Here is a 14,048-nt window from a genome sequence, read left to right on the forward strand (position 1 = left end):
GGCTTAAAAATCCGGGAAAATGAATTTGGTGGACTTGGAACGGCTGCGGAGATCTTCGAGGAGGCGCTCACGGCGATTGGCGAGGAAGCGTTTGCGGATGCCGACGAAGCGACCCCAATCCTTGCCAGAAAGGAACACGAAGGGGTTCCCTGCCCCGTCCTCAGCGATGCCCTTATGGAGCAGTGAGGTGAGCTTCTCGGGGTCTCTCTCTTCGAGGAGGTCAGGTCTCGCCAACATGGATTCGATATCGGCGACGAAGTTCTCTGCGTCCTCTCCTTCGACATAGTGACGGTAGTCCACCATGCGGGTCACAGAACGCTTCTGGAAAAGACCCCCCGCCCGATCAGAGAGGTGGGACCGATCACACATCAGAGGCCACCACCGGAATCCGCAGACCGGAGCCAAGGGGCTTTACCTTGGTGGTCTTCGGACGCTTCTTGCAGCCACCTCCACCGTGATGAAGGAAGAGGTTGGACGAGCGGAGATTCAGGGGGTTCTTGTCCCGGTACTTCACGGCAGTCCTAGGCTGAGCATCAAGGATCAGCCGGGAGACCATCACGAGGTTTCCATTGTGCATGAACCGGACGTATGAGGGCTTACCTTCACCGGCAGAGTTCAGAAGCCAGGAAGAGAGGCCGTACTTCGCAGTGATGGCCTCGTAATCGGAGGCATAGAGCCAGCAAGTTTTCTGGACATTCGAGAGAAAAACACCGACGACGAGCTTTCCGTCTTCGTCAAGGCGCTTCACGATTTCATGGTAGTGCTTCTGCTTCATTGGTTTTCTACAATCGTTAAAAATAATAGGTACGCCCCACCTCAGACCGAGGCACGGCAATGATTGTCCGCGAACGCGTCAGGAAGGCTTTCGAGGCTCGCCTCTTCCGGGACATCATCCCAGCCAAGAAACGGCGTCTGTGACGAAGGGGAGCGGAGGGAAACAGCGGTCTCGTTCGATAGGGGACGGTACTTCGCAAGGCGTGGACCCTCGCCATCCTTCTCGACGACCGTCAGGGCAGCAGCCTTACCCACTGTCGTGGTCGTGGAGATGACTGAACTTCCCTCGTGGGAGGCGATCAGGGACTCGTCCGGGGAGACGCCCTCGCTCAAGAGGACTCGACCAGCAGAGAAGATGGGAGTCCGGCTTTCCACCAGGACACGACCATTCAAGAGGGCAGCATAACGCCCTCCACGTCCAACAGGACGGAGAGTGATTTTCATTTGGGTTCTTTCAGGGTTTGGGTTGGGTTGAGGAGAAAGGACCGTGCCCCTGCCCATTGCCGATCACGAACGAAACATCCGTGGCCTCGGCCATCATGGGTTGATTAGGGGGATATGAATCAATGCAGGGGCACGGCAGGTAGTCCCTCATGCGGTCAACATCAAAGGGCCTGAAGGGAATACGAAAAGAGCACCCCTAAGGACGCTCGTGGAAACTCGTGGATTGTGAGGAGAGGCTTACGCCTGGGTCAGGATTCGATGAATCTGCATCCGGGAGACGCCTAGGGCCTTAGCGATGGCTGACGGTCCCTGACCCTCTGCCTTCATGGCGAGGACGGTCTCACGGTCAATCCTACGCTTACCGCCAGTGTAAACACCTTCAGCCTTGGCCCTCTCGATTCCTGTCTTCTGGCGATCCTTGATGAAGCCTAGCTCCATCTCAGCGACCATTCCCAAGACAGTGAGGACCATCCGGCCTGTGGGTCCTTTGGTCGTGACATGAGGCTCAAGCACCGTGAGGAACGCACCCTTGCTGTCCAACTCATGAACGAGGTTGAGGACGTCACGGGTAGAGCGACCAAGCCTATCGAGACGAACCACGACCAATTCATCACTAGGACGAAGGAACTCAAGCACAGTGGCGAGTTCACTCCGACCTTCACGGGAAGCACCGGATACCTTCTCTGACCGGACTATCTCACAGCCTTCAGCCTTGAGACGTTCTGTCTGGGTCTGGAGATCCTGGGAGGTGGAAGAGACACGGGCGTAACCGATGCGAGCCATTAGGTGTAACCTCAGGGTTTTAGACCTGAGTAACCTGACGTAACATATGGCCCATGTCAACCCTGATGTTACGTGTCTAAGCGTAACATTGGGGAGTAGCATCAGCGTACACCCTGAGGTGACACGACCAAGGGCCATACGCCTGAGGTGTGCTTCCTGCGTGGGAGCTATTCCGTGGACGTGCTGGCCTGGGTGTGTGGTATCGGGCGTGTGTCGTCGTGCGCCTATGGACCGTGCGGGTAACGCGAGGGCGGCATGGGGGGAATTCTCCGCCCTGTACTTATTGATACCCTCTCATAAATTTTTCCCAGATATTTTGGGGTCTCTTCAGGCTCACCCTCAGGCTCACCTATAGACCACCTCAAGGAAACCCTATGGGTTCCTCTTAGAGGATAAGACCAATGATGATTATCATCTTAGAGAAACATCCTAAGAGAACATCCTCTAGTCTTACCTAATGGTCTCCTGAAGAGAGAACCTTCAGGTTCATCATTAGGGAATCCAGAGAGAATCCTATAAGAGATATATTATATAAATATATATTATATATAACCCCTATATCCCCTTAAATCCTGGTGGTCTTACCCTTGGGGTATCAAGGGGGAGGATCGGTGGTCTCCTAGTACAGGGGTTAATTTGTAATCCTATTAGTCGGGGAATTGGGTTGGGTCTTCCTAGTGGGAGGAGTTTTGTATTTTTCCTAGTACACGGGGTTTCTGGATTCCGTATCAATTCCTTCTGACTGTCTCGGCCCTCATTGTGACCACGGCCAGCATCGCCGCATAGGCAATTGCCCTCATGTCCATGTCAGACATGCGGACGCTGGAGGGGAGCGACAGGGAAGCGCCATTGAGAGCCATCTCAGCCAGTGAGGTAAGCGCTGTCCTGGCGATAAGCTGCCCCTCCTCAGGTCCGTGTTGGTCGATCAAGGATTGAGTGTCCCGGAGGAACCTCTCAGCGGTGTGTTGGGCTAGGCCCTCGAACTGTTCTTCGGTCATGGGATTTCCTGTTAGGAAGTAACTATCACTGACGGGCATTGTTGATCGGATGCGGTCTGACTACCTGCCAGCCCAGAAACGCCGCCAGTGATCAGACGGTGACGCTGCAAATGGCAACCTAGAAACGAGCAGGGGCCGCACATGGCAGCCCCCGGTGGTTGGCTAGTGGGAGGGAAATACGATCAGGCGACCTCAGGGGCGCTCTTGGTCCGGTCGAAGATCACCCATCCTTGCTTTTCCAGGTGCACCACCAGTGGCCACGCCATCCAGTGCACTGTCCTATCCCCGCTCTCCACAGCCTCCCTTGCGCCTCAGGATCATTCCCTCGACATCCCAGTTTATCGGATGAGATGTTCTCATTTTGTTCTTGGTGAGTCGAGGTATGAGCAACAGCAGTCGAAAGCTTACGGTCGAACAAGTTCTTGAGGCTCGCCTGTGCTACATGGTCGGAGACCGGGAGTGGGCAAAGCTGGCAAAGAGGTTCGGGGTGAGCCGAGAGGCAGTCAAGGCTGCTGCTATGGGCCTCACGTTCAAAGACCTGCCGATGCCACCCAAGAGGAGGTATTAATGCCCCTGAAGTGGAGACCCTGTGCGTGGCGCGGAGACGGCAGCTTTGAAGGCGGACTTGGCTCTCATTCCTTCTGCCTCGTCTACCAGCATAAGACAGGCGGCTTCGGAGATGGTCGGTGGGTCTGGACCATGAACGGTATGCCCCACAACGCCAAAGTGCCTCTTCTCGGCTTTGCGGATTCGGCAGAGGAGGCCCAACAGGCTTCGAATGAGGTCTTTGATGTGTGGCTGGAGCGGTCAGGCCTGACGATTGCGCCGCAAGCCAGCACGTCCGTCTTAGAACTGTCCGAAACCCGACAGACAATACAGGTTGCCTGTGCAAGTCTTAAAGACCGACCTAACTTTGCCCCTACGGGTCGGACCTTAGAGCGCCCCCTTGAGACGGGAGGGCGCTTTCTTTTGTGCTGATACTGGTCCGTCTCGGTTGAAGCCGGAAAGGATCATCTAGCTCCCGCAAGCGTTATCCGCCAAACGAAGACAACTTTCGGGAGAGACCTCATGAACGACCAAGAAGAGGATGACCTCAGGACGACCGTGTTGGCTGTGTCAATGGCCGCTGGTCTCACGCTCCTCGGGGTGCTGTCCGCGGTCACCCTATCGGTGATCTAAGCCGGTCGCCTGAACCATCTCTTTGTCATCTGAAAGCCGCTTGTGAGGTGCCAAGGCGCAGTCATGATTCAGCAGAAGAAGAGAGCACCTAACTGGGACTGAAGCCTAAGCCTCGCAACCTCATTATGCCGCCATATGTCATGGACCGCTTCAGCTAGGGCTGTTTGACCTTCTCGCTCAAGCTTTTCCGCCGCAGCCGCAAGAAGCTGAGCCTCGCTTTCACGTAAATCCAACTCGCGCTTCAATTCCCGATAGTACGAAGCTCTGGCGGTTTCAGACATGGCAGCCCCCATCCTGTCGGTAACAGCATGAGGAGTGAATGTTTCCACCTGTGCCTAAGGCGAAATTTATTGGAAGTGGGAGGGACCAAATGCAGAGACCCAGAGTTGTTTCTGTGCCTGGGCTCTTCCTCCCCGCACACCAGCCCAGGCAGACTGACAAGCTTATTCATGGTCCTCTGAGAGAGCCTCAAGTTCCCCCACTTGGGGTTCTTTCCTTTTGGGGAGGTGACTGTCACTGACGGGCCTTGTTGGTCGAATGGGGTGTGAGTGCCTACCAGCCTGAAATTGCCGCCAGTGAAATCAGGGAGCGACAGGAAAGAGGCATCCTGAAGCGAGGAAGCCCCACCGCAGAGCAGGGCTGCTGTGTAGGCTAAAGGGAACTAGGCGAGAAGCGTCGCCACGGACTGGACCGATAGCCCACCAAGGGTGATCCATCCTAGGGCAGCCACAGCGGAGATCATCGGCGTCTTATCGGCCGAAATGACAGCCCACACGGAACCCAAACCAACCTCAACGCTGTCGTGATTGGAGCGCCACGCCTCCATGAACGGAACCCCTTTGCGAACCTGACGGGTCAACTGGATGTCGGCGTCAAAGACGAAGGGAAGACGGACTTGGAAGTTATAGAGCTTGGTCATGTGGGTGCCCCCGCGTGTGTTGCTGCTCATCGCGTTCTTGCGATGCCTAGATTCAGCCACATTGCACTCAGCCAAACAAGACGATTTATGAAGTCATTATTAGTTGCAAATTAGGTTAACGGACGTACTCATCCATGAGTTTAAACTCATAGGTGGATAAATCGAAGTCAGTGTCGTGAAATGAGATTGAGTTATTTCTGCTAAATTCCACCAGTGAGGATCAAACGACTTAGTGTGTTCTGCAATACTGAGAATTTTATCTGAGTTGTCCACAGGTATATCTTGAAGTCGCCCGAATCTGGACTTAGTTGAGTCTCTGGGGCGTATGCCCAAGCTTCCTAAGGGTGATCACATGACGGAGCAGAAATCAGCAATTGTGGTGTTCAGCAGGTTCCTCACTGCTGCGCGGGAAATTCACCCGTTCATCGAGATCCAGCAAGTTCAGATCCTTCTGGAGATCGCGCGAAAGCCCCTCTCCACCATGAAGGAACTCGCTGACGCTACTGATGTGGCCCTCTCAAGCATCTCAAGGAACCTTGATGCTTTGGGAGACGAACATCGGAAGGGAACTCCAGGGATGGGCCTAGTGGCCAAGGATCGAGACCCGAGGGAGCCCAGAAGGATGGTTGCTTGGCTGACCCCTAAGGGGAAAGAGGTGGTGAAGGGCCTGCTTGAGGCAGTGGGCCCTTCATAGGTTGTGGGCGTAGGTATAACACGACAAACCCGCCTCGCTCGGTCTCAAGCGAAGCCCCCTTGCAACTCAAGATCTTCCAAGTCGGGTAACTCGCCGTGTCGGATAAGAGTATTTAGAAGCTCGCCACAAAGCTTCACGGCAGATTCAGCCAACTCGATCGATGGAACAGCACCTTGACCGGGTACCTTTATCGTTGCTGGTGCGGCTTCACCGTGAGCTACTCGGCTTCGGAGAGTATAAAAGGCCTTAATAAGATTGCGATTAGTTCTGCGGGTCGATAGATCCCCACCTAGAATGAGGGCGGCTCTGAGACCAAGACGGTACAGAATTTCGCTCTTCTCTCCTTCTTTAGCTAAGAGGGCCTCGAGCGCGATAGCGGTGTCGATCGCCTTGTCACCTACGGTACGGCGTCGGATCGCCTGATTTAGACGATCTAAAGAAACGTCAACCTTCTCTCGCACCTCAGCCTGTAGGCTGAAGTAAGCCTCGATAGTTCTACTGTCTGCTGGTGTGACAAGCCTTGAGGCGTCTCCTGCCATTCGACGCAGTTCTTGGCCAGGGATACTACGCGCCCCCAAAGTTGCTTTCTGCAGATCTGGATCTATGAACTGAAGCCAAATGGAATCAATAGCGGGGCTGCTCGGTCCTATGAGGGTCAATGCACGACAAATTGAAGTAAGAGAACTGTAGGTCTGCATCCACGTTCTTGTTGCGGCATCTCCGGGCTCAGATTTTGCGCTTGTCTTATTATCTCCTGTTTCCGATGCTAAACGTAACACTGGGCTCACCGTCACGCGCTTAATTAAGGCAGCCGTGAGACCTTGCCCGAAACCCCAATGCCAAGGCGACATAGAGGCCTCCTGTAGCACCGCTTCTTTGTATGAAGAATTAGGGACGTTCTCGAATGGCGTAATTTCAACGCCATCCCACAATGTGAACGTGTCTTCGACGGTTACACCTGATAGTGCAGCAACCCAGAGTGCCTCGGCTGTCTCCGTTCGCAGCACCCGCTCAATCCATTCTAGCGCACCTTCTGGACCTCGTTCTTCTGCGACCTCCAAAAGCTTGGGTGCTGCAATCGCAGGTGAGAAACCGGTCCATCCCATGCCACTGGTGAGCACAATATCTGTTTGTTGCGCATATCCTGGCAGCGTTTCAAGCAAGCTGACGAGAGGTTGGCTTCTTAAATGACGCCGAATTAGAGGCCGATGGATGCTGTTGGGCTCAGGTGCTGATGGGTTGGTATGAGAGGCACTCCTCAGGTCTCGAAGGGCGTTCTCCAATTCTTCTTTAATGCGGTCTCTAGACATGCTCTCTCTTGTCGGAATCGATCTACACAGATCTAGTTATACGGTAGGTGGTCTAGAGTTGAGACTACTGTGTGTATTTGCTGGTCTCATAACGAGGAAACCTGTTGAGGGCTCGTGCCTTCATATCTACCGTAGGAGTCTCATAACTCCTCGCAACGGACCCTGTGCTGTGGCCCGTGATAGCATCGCTGATGCGCTCGGGTATCCCAACGGCCAGAGCCTTCGTCTTGAACGTGTGACGCCACCCATGGTTGGGATCCACGGCCTTATCCAGCTTCGTCTGAGTACGGACCCAATCCGCCAGTTTAATAGCCCGTTGTTCTGACTGAGGGGTCTTAGCCTTCCCGGTGCTTCTCTTGGGATCGTAAAAGAGAGGACCTGTTTTACGACTCTTTACGAAGTCGATGAAGCCCATCTCGATTAGATGCTCATGGACCGGGACGGTCCTGGGTTGTCCTGTCTTCGTTTTGTGGAAGTGCATAACCCAAATGCCGCCTTCCTCTTGGATGTCCTCCACCTTCAGCCCTGTAAGCTCCTGGATGCGAGCTCCTGAATAGGCAGCGAGCCAAGGACACCAGCGCCTTGCATAGGCCGAGGTGGGGTTCTTGGGGTCATCCTTTACATTGAGAGCAGCCTTGAGGATGGCCGTGATCTCATGGGACCTAAGGGTGGATTCCCGTTGTTTCTGGATCTTGGGGAGGTCCAGTCGAACGTCTCTGGTGACAGGATTAGCAGGAATGAGCTTACCGCCCTGTCTGCTGGAGGCCCATTTGAAGACCGAACTGGCAGCCACAAGGTCAACCTGATTGACCACCTTGGGGCTGATGTTCTCCACATCCCGCCTGTGAACAGCCCAAGCATAGAGATCATCGCTTGTGACATCCCCCGCTGGTTTTCCCTTAGTGAACGTACCTAGGGAGCGGAGGCTTGCCTCGTACCGCTCTATGGTCGTCTGGGCTTTCTTATCAGCGTGGTAGGTTTTCCATTGCTCCCATAGGTCTGAGACGGAGAGGGCAGGGCTAGATTTCTTAGGCTCGGGTTTAGACTGGGCAGGTTCCCACTTGGGGAACCGGGAGGCTGCTGGGTCAGGGGAGTAATCGAATTCAGCATTACGCTCTAGCTTCTGAGCGGCCGCGTCCATGGCGTGGGAAACAGCCTTGATAAGGAGCCTTCGGCTGTCCTCATCAATTACCAAGCCCTCGCGAGCCAGGAGGCCGTCGACGAGAGGGCCAAACACTTCTTCCATAGAGCGGTTCTGAGCGGCCTCTTTGCCAATCATGAGGGACGCTCGCCAGCCAATCTTTCCGTCTCTGGCTCTTTGATGTGCGTCCTGGAAGAATGCCCATCTCTCAGGTGAACCGGGATTGGGCTCAAAGGTCTCCGCAAACGCCGAGTAGATGGTGCCAGCTAGTGCTGCTGCTTGTTGATGGCTTAGGCGGGTGGGGGCATTGCTGCGGTGACTCTCCCAATAACGACGCAAGGCAGCATCAGCCGCAGCATGGCGTTCCTTGGCTTCCCGCTGGTCTTTAGTCCTTAGTGATACCTGGACTACCTCTCCGACCCTGACGGATTAGAAACGGTTATCCACAGGGAGGGTAACGGTCTGGCCCTTTAAGCGAAGCAGATCCTGCGGTGTTCGCTGCCGAAGGTGCCAAACACCGCTCTTAGGGTCTTTCCAAGGTCGAGCCATTAACAGCGCCATGTGAGCGTCCTGTGTGAGAGTTGGACGCTTCGTAAGTTCTTGTTATCGCTGAAAAGGTTGCCACTCAAGGAGAAGTGAGTGGTGCCGGTGGAGAGGATCGAACTCCCGACCTTCGGTTTACAAAACCGCTGCACTACCGCTGTGCTACACCGGCCGACGTCACGTTGCTCAGGTAGCAGTCCGTGATGCGCTACGCAAGTTCCACACAAACGTAAATATTTAGTGTCCTGGCGCACCGAAACTATGACCGGACTATGGAATTGTCAGGAAAACATGGTCATGGAGTTGGTGTTATGAAGGTCTCAGGGGCTCCTGTTGGGAAAAAGAGCTCGCCGTTTGCTGTCGTCAAAGTTCTCGCCGTGCTGACGATTTCGCTGGGTTTCGGCATGGCCGCGGAGCAGGCTCAGGCTACTCATGCGGGTCACGGCGTGGCGGCCAAGCCGGAGAAGCAGGCAGCGGCGACGGTTGCCGCAAAGGATGTGGAGACGACGTCCTCCATCGATACGAATTCCGCGAGCGACAATGCCTGCAGCATTTCACGCAAGCGCCTTTTCGTGGAAGGCGAGGGCTGGATCGTCCGTCGCGTGACCACTTGCTACTGATTCATCCATCTCTTTCGGAAGCCGAAATGAAAAGCCCCGCCTCGAGGCGGGGCTTTCCCTTGAGATCAGTTCCGTTGACGGCTAGCGCTTTGCACTGACGCCTTCGAAGGTCATGATGTCGCGGTCCTTGGTTTCCGGCACGAAGAGCAGGCCGACCACGAAGGTCACCAGGGCGATCACGATCGGGTACCAGAGGCCGTAGTAGATGTCGCCGGTGGCGGCGACCATCGCAAAGGCCGTCGGAGGCAGAAGACCGCCGAACCAGCCGTTGGCGATGTGGTAGGGCAGGGACATCGCAGTATAGCGGATACGGGTGGGGAAGAACTCCACCAGGGCCGCCGCGATGGGACCGTACACCATCGTGACGTAGATCACGAAGAGCGTCAGGATCCCGATGGCTTTCAGGGCCTGGGTATTGCCGAGAGCCCCAAAGAAGCCGCTGACCTTCAGAATGCTCGGGTCACCGGCCTTCGGATAGCCCGCAGCCGAAGCAGCCTCGGTAAAGGCCGTGATGTTGGCCGGAACCGCTGCGGCAAGCGGCGCTTCCGTGCCGTTGAACGTCACCTTGACGGGCGAACCAGCCGCAGCCGGGACGAGTTCATACTTGATGGCGGCGCGGGCGAGAGCCACGCGAGCCACGTCGCACGGCGCCGTGAAGGTGCGGATGCCGACCGGATCGAAGACCGAGCCGCAGGTGGCGGGATCGGCCACAACCTGGACCTTGGCGGTTTCAAGCGCCTGGGCCAGCTTTGGGCTGACGACGTTCGTGAGGGCGCCGAAGAGCGGGAAGTAAGTGATCGCCGCGATCAGGCAGCCGCCGAGAATCACCGGCTTGCGGCCGATCTTGTCCGACAGCGCACCGAAGATGACGAAGCCGGCGGTGCCGAGGAGCAGCGACCAGGCGATGAGCACGTTCGAGGAGAGCAGGTCGACCTTCAGGATGCTCTGGATGAAGAACAGGGCGTAGAACTGGCCCGTGTACCACACCACCGCTTGGCCGATGGCAAGGCCGATCAGGGCGATGAGCACCATCTTGAGATTGCTCCACTGGCCGAACGCCTCCTTCAGGGGAGCCTTCGACTGCGTTCCCTCTTCCTTCATCTTCTTGAAGGCCGGGGATTCCTGCATCTGGAGACGAATCCAGACCGAGATTGCAAGCAGAAGCACGGAAAGCAGGAACGGAATGCGCCAGCCGGCAATGGGCCAGCCCTCACCGGTCTGGAAGCCCTGCTCGCCCATCCAGGTACGAAGCACGAGGATGACGACCAGCGAGAGGAGCAGGCCGACGGTGGCCGTGATCTGGATGAAGCTTGTGTAGAAGCCGCGACGGCCCACGGGAGCGTGCTCGGCCACGTAGACCGCAGCGCCGCCGTATTCGCCGCCGAGTGCAAGTCCCTGGAGCATGCGCAGGGCGATCAGCACCACGGGGGCGACCCAGCCGATCTGGTTGTAGCTCGGCAGCAGGCCGACCAGGAAGGTCGAGCAGCCCATGATCAGGATGGTGACCAGGAAGGTATACTTCCGGCCGACGAGATCGCCGATGCGGCCGAACACGATGGCGCCGAACGGGCGCACCAGGAAGCCGGCAGCGAAAGCCAGAAGGGCAAAGACGTTACGGGTCGTCACGTCGAAGGCGGAGAAGAACTGCGCGCCGATGATCGTGGCGAGAGAGCCGTAGAGATAGAAATCGTACCATTCGAAGACGGTGCCGAGGGAGGAGGCCAGAATGACCTTCTTTTCCTCCCGCGTCATCGGCCGCACTGCGGCGGCCGCATGAGGCGTGGTAGCTGCTGTTGCCATAGGGTTCCCTTCCATTCATTCCCGGTTTTCCGGGTTCTGAGCCGCAAGCCATGCGGTGCAGGCCTGGGCCGCGGCATCGTGGCTGCGCTGCGCAACCAAGAATCCAACGAATGGAAGGCTATCGCCGACTTACCTTTCCACAATTCACAATTGGTATTTGCGACTTCCGTCTAAGAAGCTGCTCAAGAAGAGCAATTCCTTAGTCTCAGCAGTTATTTAGCAAGCGCCTTGGCCGTCACTTGCGAGTGCTTTTGGAAGCCCCTCTGACCACAGCGTAAAGGCTGATGGCGGCGGCATTGGAGACATTCAGGCTCTTGATGGCGCCGGGCATGTCGAGCCGGCCGATCACGTCGCAGCATTCGCGCGTCCTTTGACGTAATCCCTTGCCTTCCGAGCCCAGCACGAGGACGACCGGGAGCTGGATCTCGACCTCGTCGAGACTGGCGTCGCCGGACGAATCGAGCCCGATCCGCTGAAAGCCTCGTTCGCCAAGGGCGTTGAGCGTGTCGCCGAGGTTGCGCACGATCATGAAGGGAACGTGCTCGAGGCCGCCCGATGCCGATTTGGCCAGAACGCCCGTGGCGGCGGGGCTATGCCGGGCCGTAGTGATGATGGCCTCGACATCGAAGGCGGCGGCCGTGCGGACGATGGCGCCCACATTATGTGGATCGGTGATCTGGTCGAGGGCGAGCACGACGCGCTTGCCGCTCAAGGTATCCACCGACGGGGAGGGCAGGGGATCGGCCTCGGCATAGAGGCCCTGATGCACCGCGTCCGGCTCCAGGAGGCGATTGATCTCGTCCGGCCGGACGATCTCAGGTTCGACAGGGAGATGAGCGCCCAATTCCTCGCTGAGACGGCGCGCGGAATTCTCCGTCGCCAGCAGACGGCGAATCGTCCGCCTGCCGTTGCGAAGTGCTTCTACGACCGGGTGCCAGCCATAGAGGATTGTCGTGTCGATCTCGAAATTCGGACGTCGGGCGTGAGCATCGCGGCGACCGGGTTTCCCGTGGGGGCGCTGGAATCTGGGCTTGCGGGATTGGAAGGGACGGTCGCTCATGCTGTATGGATCTCGCTTGGTGAAGGTAGCGCCATAGCACAGGGAGCGCCCGTTCACGACCGTCAGAATTCGTTGCGCTTTGGAGTTGACACCGGCCATGCAGGTCACCATAAGAGCGCCACGGAGCGCTTGGCCACGCCGGGCGCTTCGCAGAACAGCCTCGGCGTTTTGCGTTCGGGTTGGGTCTCAAGGGGGAATGTCCCGAGCGGCAAAGGGGGCGGACTGTAAATCCGCTGGCTATGCCTTCGTAGGTTCGAGTCCTACTTCCCCCACCACCCAATCAGAAGGGCACGCGGGTGTAGCTCAATGGTAGAGCAGCAGCCTTCCAAGCTGAATACGAGGGTTCGATTCCCTTCACCCGCTCCACCTTCCGCAATCCCAACCGCTCAGCTTGTAATTTGGGGCCGCAACGCCTTTATACAGGCCGAACCTGCCCGGCGGGGAGGTGCCTGACAATCCGGTTCCCGCAGGTTCGAGGATCGGGTTATCCGGCATTACGTTCTGCAATATCGAAATTCGCTCTTGCACAAAGAGCATAACCGCAATATCGGACGCCCCTGGGTTTTTTGTTCCTGGCCTATGCAAGGTAGAGATCAATGGCGAAGGAAAAGTTTGAGCGGACCAAGCCGCACTGCAACATTGGGACGATTGGTCACGTGGACCATGGCAAGACGTCTCTGACGGCAGCGATCACGAAGGTTCTGGCGGAGTCGGGCGGAGCGACGTTCACGGCGTACGACCAGATCGACAAGGCGCCGGAAGAGAAGGCGCGCGGCATCACGATCTCGACGGCGCACGTGGAGTACGAGACCACGAACCGGCACTATGCCCACGTGGACTGCCCCGGCCACGCCGACTACGTGAAGAACATGATCACGGGCGCGGCGCAGATGGACGGCGCGATCCTGGTGGTGTCGTCGGCCGACGGCCCGATGCCGCAGACGCGCGAGCACATCCTGCTGGCGCGTCAGGTCGGCGTGCCGGCCCTGGTGGTGTTCATGAACAAGGTCGACATGGTCGACGACGCCGAGCTGCTCGACCTGGTCGAGCTCGAGGTGCGCGAGCTTTTGTCGAAGTACGACTTCCCCGGCGACGACATCCCGATCGTGAAGGGCTCGGCCCTGTGCGCTCTGGAAGACCGTCAGCCTGAGATCGGCCGCGACCGGGTGCTCGAGCTGATGGCCGAGGTCGACCGCTACATCCCGCAGCCGGAGCGTCCGGTGGACCAGCCGTTCCTGATGCCGATCGAGGACGTGTTCTCGATCTCGGGCCGCGGCACGGTGGTGACGGGCCGCGTCGAGCGCGGCATCATCAAGGTCGGCGAGGAAGTGGAGATCGTGGGTCTGCGCGACACGCAGAAGACGACGGTCACGGGCGTGGAGATGTTCCGCAAGCTGCTCGACCAGGGCCAGGCGGGCGACAACGTGGGCGTGCTGCTGCGCGGCACGAAGCGCGAGGACGTGGAGCGCGGCCAGGTGCTGTGCAAGCCGGGCTCGATCAAGCCGCACACGAAGTTCAAGGCCGAGGCCTACATCCTGACGAAGGAAGAGGGTGGCCGTCACACGCCGTTCTTCGGCAACTACCGGCCGCAGTTCTACTTCCGCACGACGGACGTGACCGGCGTGGTGAAGCTGCCTGAGGGCACCGAGATGGTGATGCCGGGCGACAACATCACGATGGAAGTCGAGCTGATCGCGCCGATCGCCATGGAAGAGAAGCTGCGCTTCGCCATCCGCGAAGGCGGCCGCACCGTCGGCGCCGGCGTCGTCGCCGCCGTGATGGA

At 57.6% G+C, this 14,048-nt stretch carries 14 protein-coding genes and 3 tRNA genes; 5 read left to right on the forward strand and 12 right to left on the reverse strand.

Translation table 11 applies throughout. The features are described from left to right. Window positions 1–3: 3 nt before the first annotated feature. The 7 genes from DDF70_RS20115 to DDF70_RS20155 form a co-directional block, all read right to left on the reverse strand. Window positions 4–312: a hypothetical protein gene (locus tag DDF70_RS20115; RefSeq protein ID WP_162820523.1), complete on the reverse strand. Its 309-nt coding sequence runs from the start codon at window positions 310–312 to the stop codon at window positions 4–6. Between the two features lie 49 nt (window positions 313–361). Continuing rightward, window positions 362–775 (reverse strand): hypothetical protein, encoded by a 414-nt coding sequence (locus tag DDF70_RS20120; protein WP_114946624.1) that lies wholly within the window; start codon window positions 773–775, stop codon window positions 362–364. Between the two features lie 41 nt (window positions 776–816). Beyond that, complete coding sequence (locus tag DDF70_RS20125) at window positions 817–1,107, reverse strand: hypothetical protein (RefSeq protein ID WP_114946625.1); 291 nt, start codon at window positions 1,105–1,107, stop codon at window positions 817–819. Window positions 1,108–1,455: 348 nt separating this feature from the next. Next, window positions 1,456–2,001, reverse strand: a complete 546-nt coding sequence (locus DDF70_RS20130; protein ID WP_114946626.1) for a recombinase family protein — start codon at window positions 1,999–2,001, stop codon at window positions 1,456–1,458. A 728-nt stretch (window positions 2,002–2,729) separates the two neighbouring features. Next, window positions 2,730–2,999: a hypothetical protein gene (locus DDF70_RS20135; protein ID WP_114946627.1), complete on the reverse strand. Its 270-nt coding sequence runs from the start codon at window positions 2,997–2,999 to the stop codon at window positions 2,730–2,732. A gap of 1,247 nt (window positions 3,000–4,246) precedes the next feature. Further along, complete coding sequence (locus DDF70_RS20150; protein ID WP_162820524.1) at window positions 4,247–4,459, reverse strand: hypothetical protein; 213 nt, start codon at window positions 4,457–4,459, stop codon at window positions 4,247–4,249. Between the two features lie 380 nt (window positions 4,460–4,839). After that, complete coding sequence (locus tag DDF70_RS20155; protein WP_162820525.1) at window positions 4,840–5,127, reverse strand: hypothetical protein; 288 nt, start codon at window positions 5,125–5,127, stop codon at window positions 4,840–4,842. A gap of 322 nt (window positions 5,128–5,449) precedes the next feature. Here DDF70_RS20155 and DDF70_RS20160 point away from each other — a divergent pair, with 322 nt between their 5' ends. Further along, window positions 5,450–5,791 carry a MarR family winged helix-turn-helix transcriptional regulator gene (locus tag DDF70_RS20160; RefSeq protein WP_162820526.1) on the forward strand — a complete coding sequence of 114 codons (342 nt, stop codon included), beginning with the start codon at window positions 5,450–5,452 and terminating at the stop codon, window positions 5,789–5,791. Window positions 5,792–5,835: 44 nt separating this feature from the next. On the opposite strand, the gene DDF70_RS36720 is transcribed toward DDF70_RS20160, so the two are convergent. The 3 genes from DDF70_RS36720 to DDF70_RS20175 all read right to left on the reverse strand — a co-directional run bounded on the left by DDF70_RS36720 (window position 5,836) and on the right by DDF70_RS20175 (window position 8,957). Beyond that, on the reverse strand, window positions 5,836–7,101 hold the full coding sequence (locus tag DDF70_RS36720; RefSeq protein WP_162820527.1) for a HEPN domain-containing protein: 1,266 nt from the start codon (window positions 7,099–7,101) through the stop codon (window positions 5,836–5,838). A gap of 64 nt (window positions 7,102–7,165) precedes the next feature. Then, entirely contained in the window at window positions 7,166–8,380 is a 1,215-nt protein-coding gene (locus DDF70_RS20170; protein WP_114946634.1) for a tyrosine-type recombinase/integrase, read from the reverse strand. 502 nt (window positions 8,381–8,882) lie between these two features. Further along, a tRNA-Thr gene (locus tag DDF70_RS20175) sits at window positions 8,883–8,957 on the reverse strand. Between the two features lie 139 nt (window positions 8,958–9,096). Here DDF70_RS20175 and DDF70_RS20180 point away from each other — a divergent pair. Next, a complete protein-coding gene (locus tag DDF70_RS20180) occupies window positions 9,097–9,405 on the forward strand; it encodes a hypothetical protein (RefSeq protein ID WP_114946635.1) in 309 nt (102 codons plus the stop codon). Window positions 9,406–9,486: 81 nt separating this feature from the next. Here DDF70_RS20180 and DDF70_RS20185 read toward each other — a convergent pair whose 3' ends face one another. Continuing rightward, window positions 9,487–11,205 (reverse strand): MFS transporter, encoded by a 1,719-nt coding sequence (locus DDF70_RS20185; protein ID WP_114946636.1) that lies wholly within the window; start codon window positions 11,203–11,205, stop codon window positions 9,487–9,489. 235 nt (window positions 11,206–11,440) lie between these two features. Continuing rightward, entirely contained in the window at window positions 11,441–12,265 is an 825-nt protein-coding gene (locus DDF70_RS20190; protein WP_114946643.1) for a TrmH family RNA methyltransferase, read from the reverse strand. 190 nt (window positions 12,266–12,455) lie between these two features. Here DDF70_RS20190 and DDF70_RS20195 point away from each other — a divergent pair. The 3 genes from DDF70_RS20195 to tuf form a co-directional block, all read left to right on the forward strand. Then, window positions 12,456–12,540, forward strand: a tRNA-Tyr gene (locus DDF70_RS20195). Window positions 12,541–12,557: 17 nt separating this feature from the next. After that, window positions 12,558–12,631, forward strand: a tRNA-Gly gene (locus tag DDF70_RS20200). Between the two features lie 230 nt (window positions 12,632–12,861). Further along, on the forward strand, window positions 12,862–14,048 hold a 1,187-nt coding region (tuf, locus tag DDF70_RS20205; RefSeq protein ID WP_114946637.1), incomplete at its 3' end, for an elongation factor Tu.

The sequence above is a fragment of the Microvirga calopogonii genome (assembly GCF_003347665.1).
GTDB classification, from domain to species: domain Bacteria; phylum Pseudomonadota; class Alphaproteobacteria; order Rhizobiales; family Beijerinckiaceae; genus Microvirga; species Microvirga calopogonii.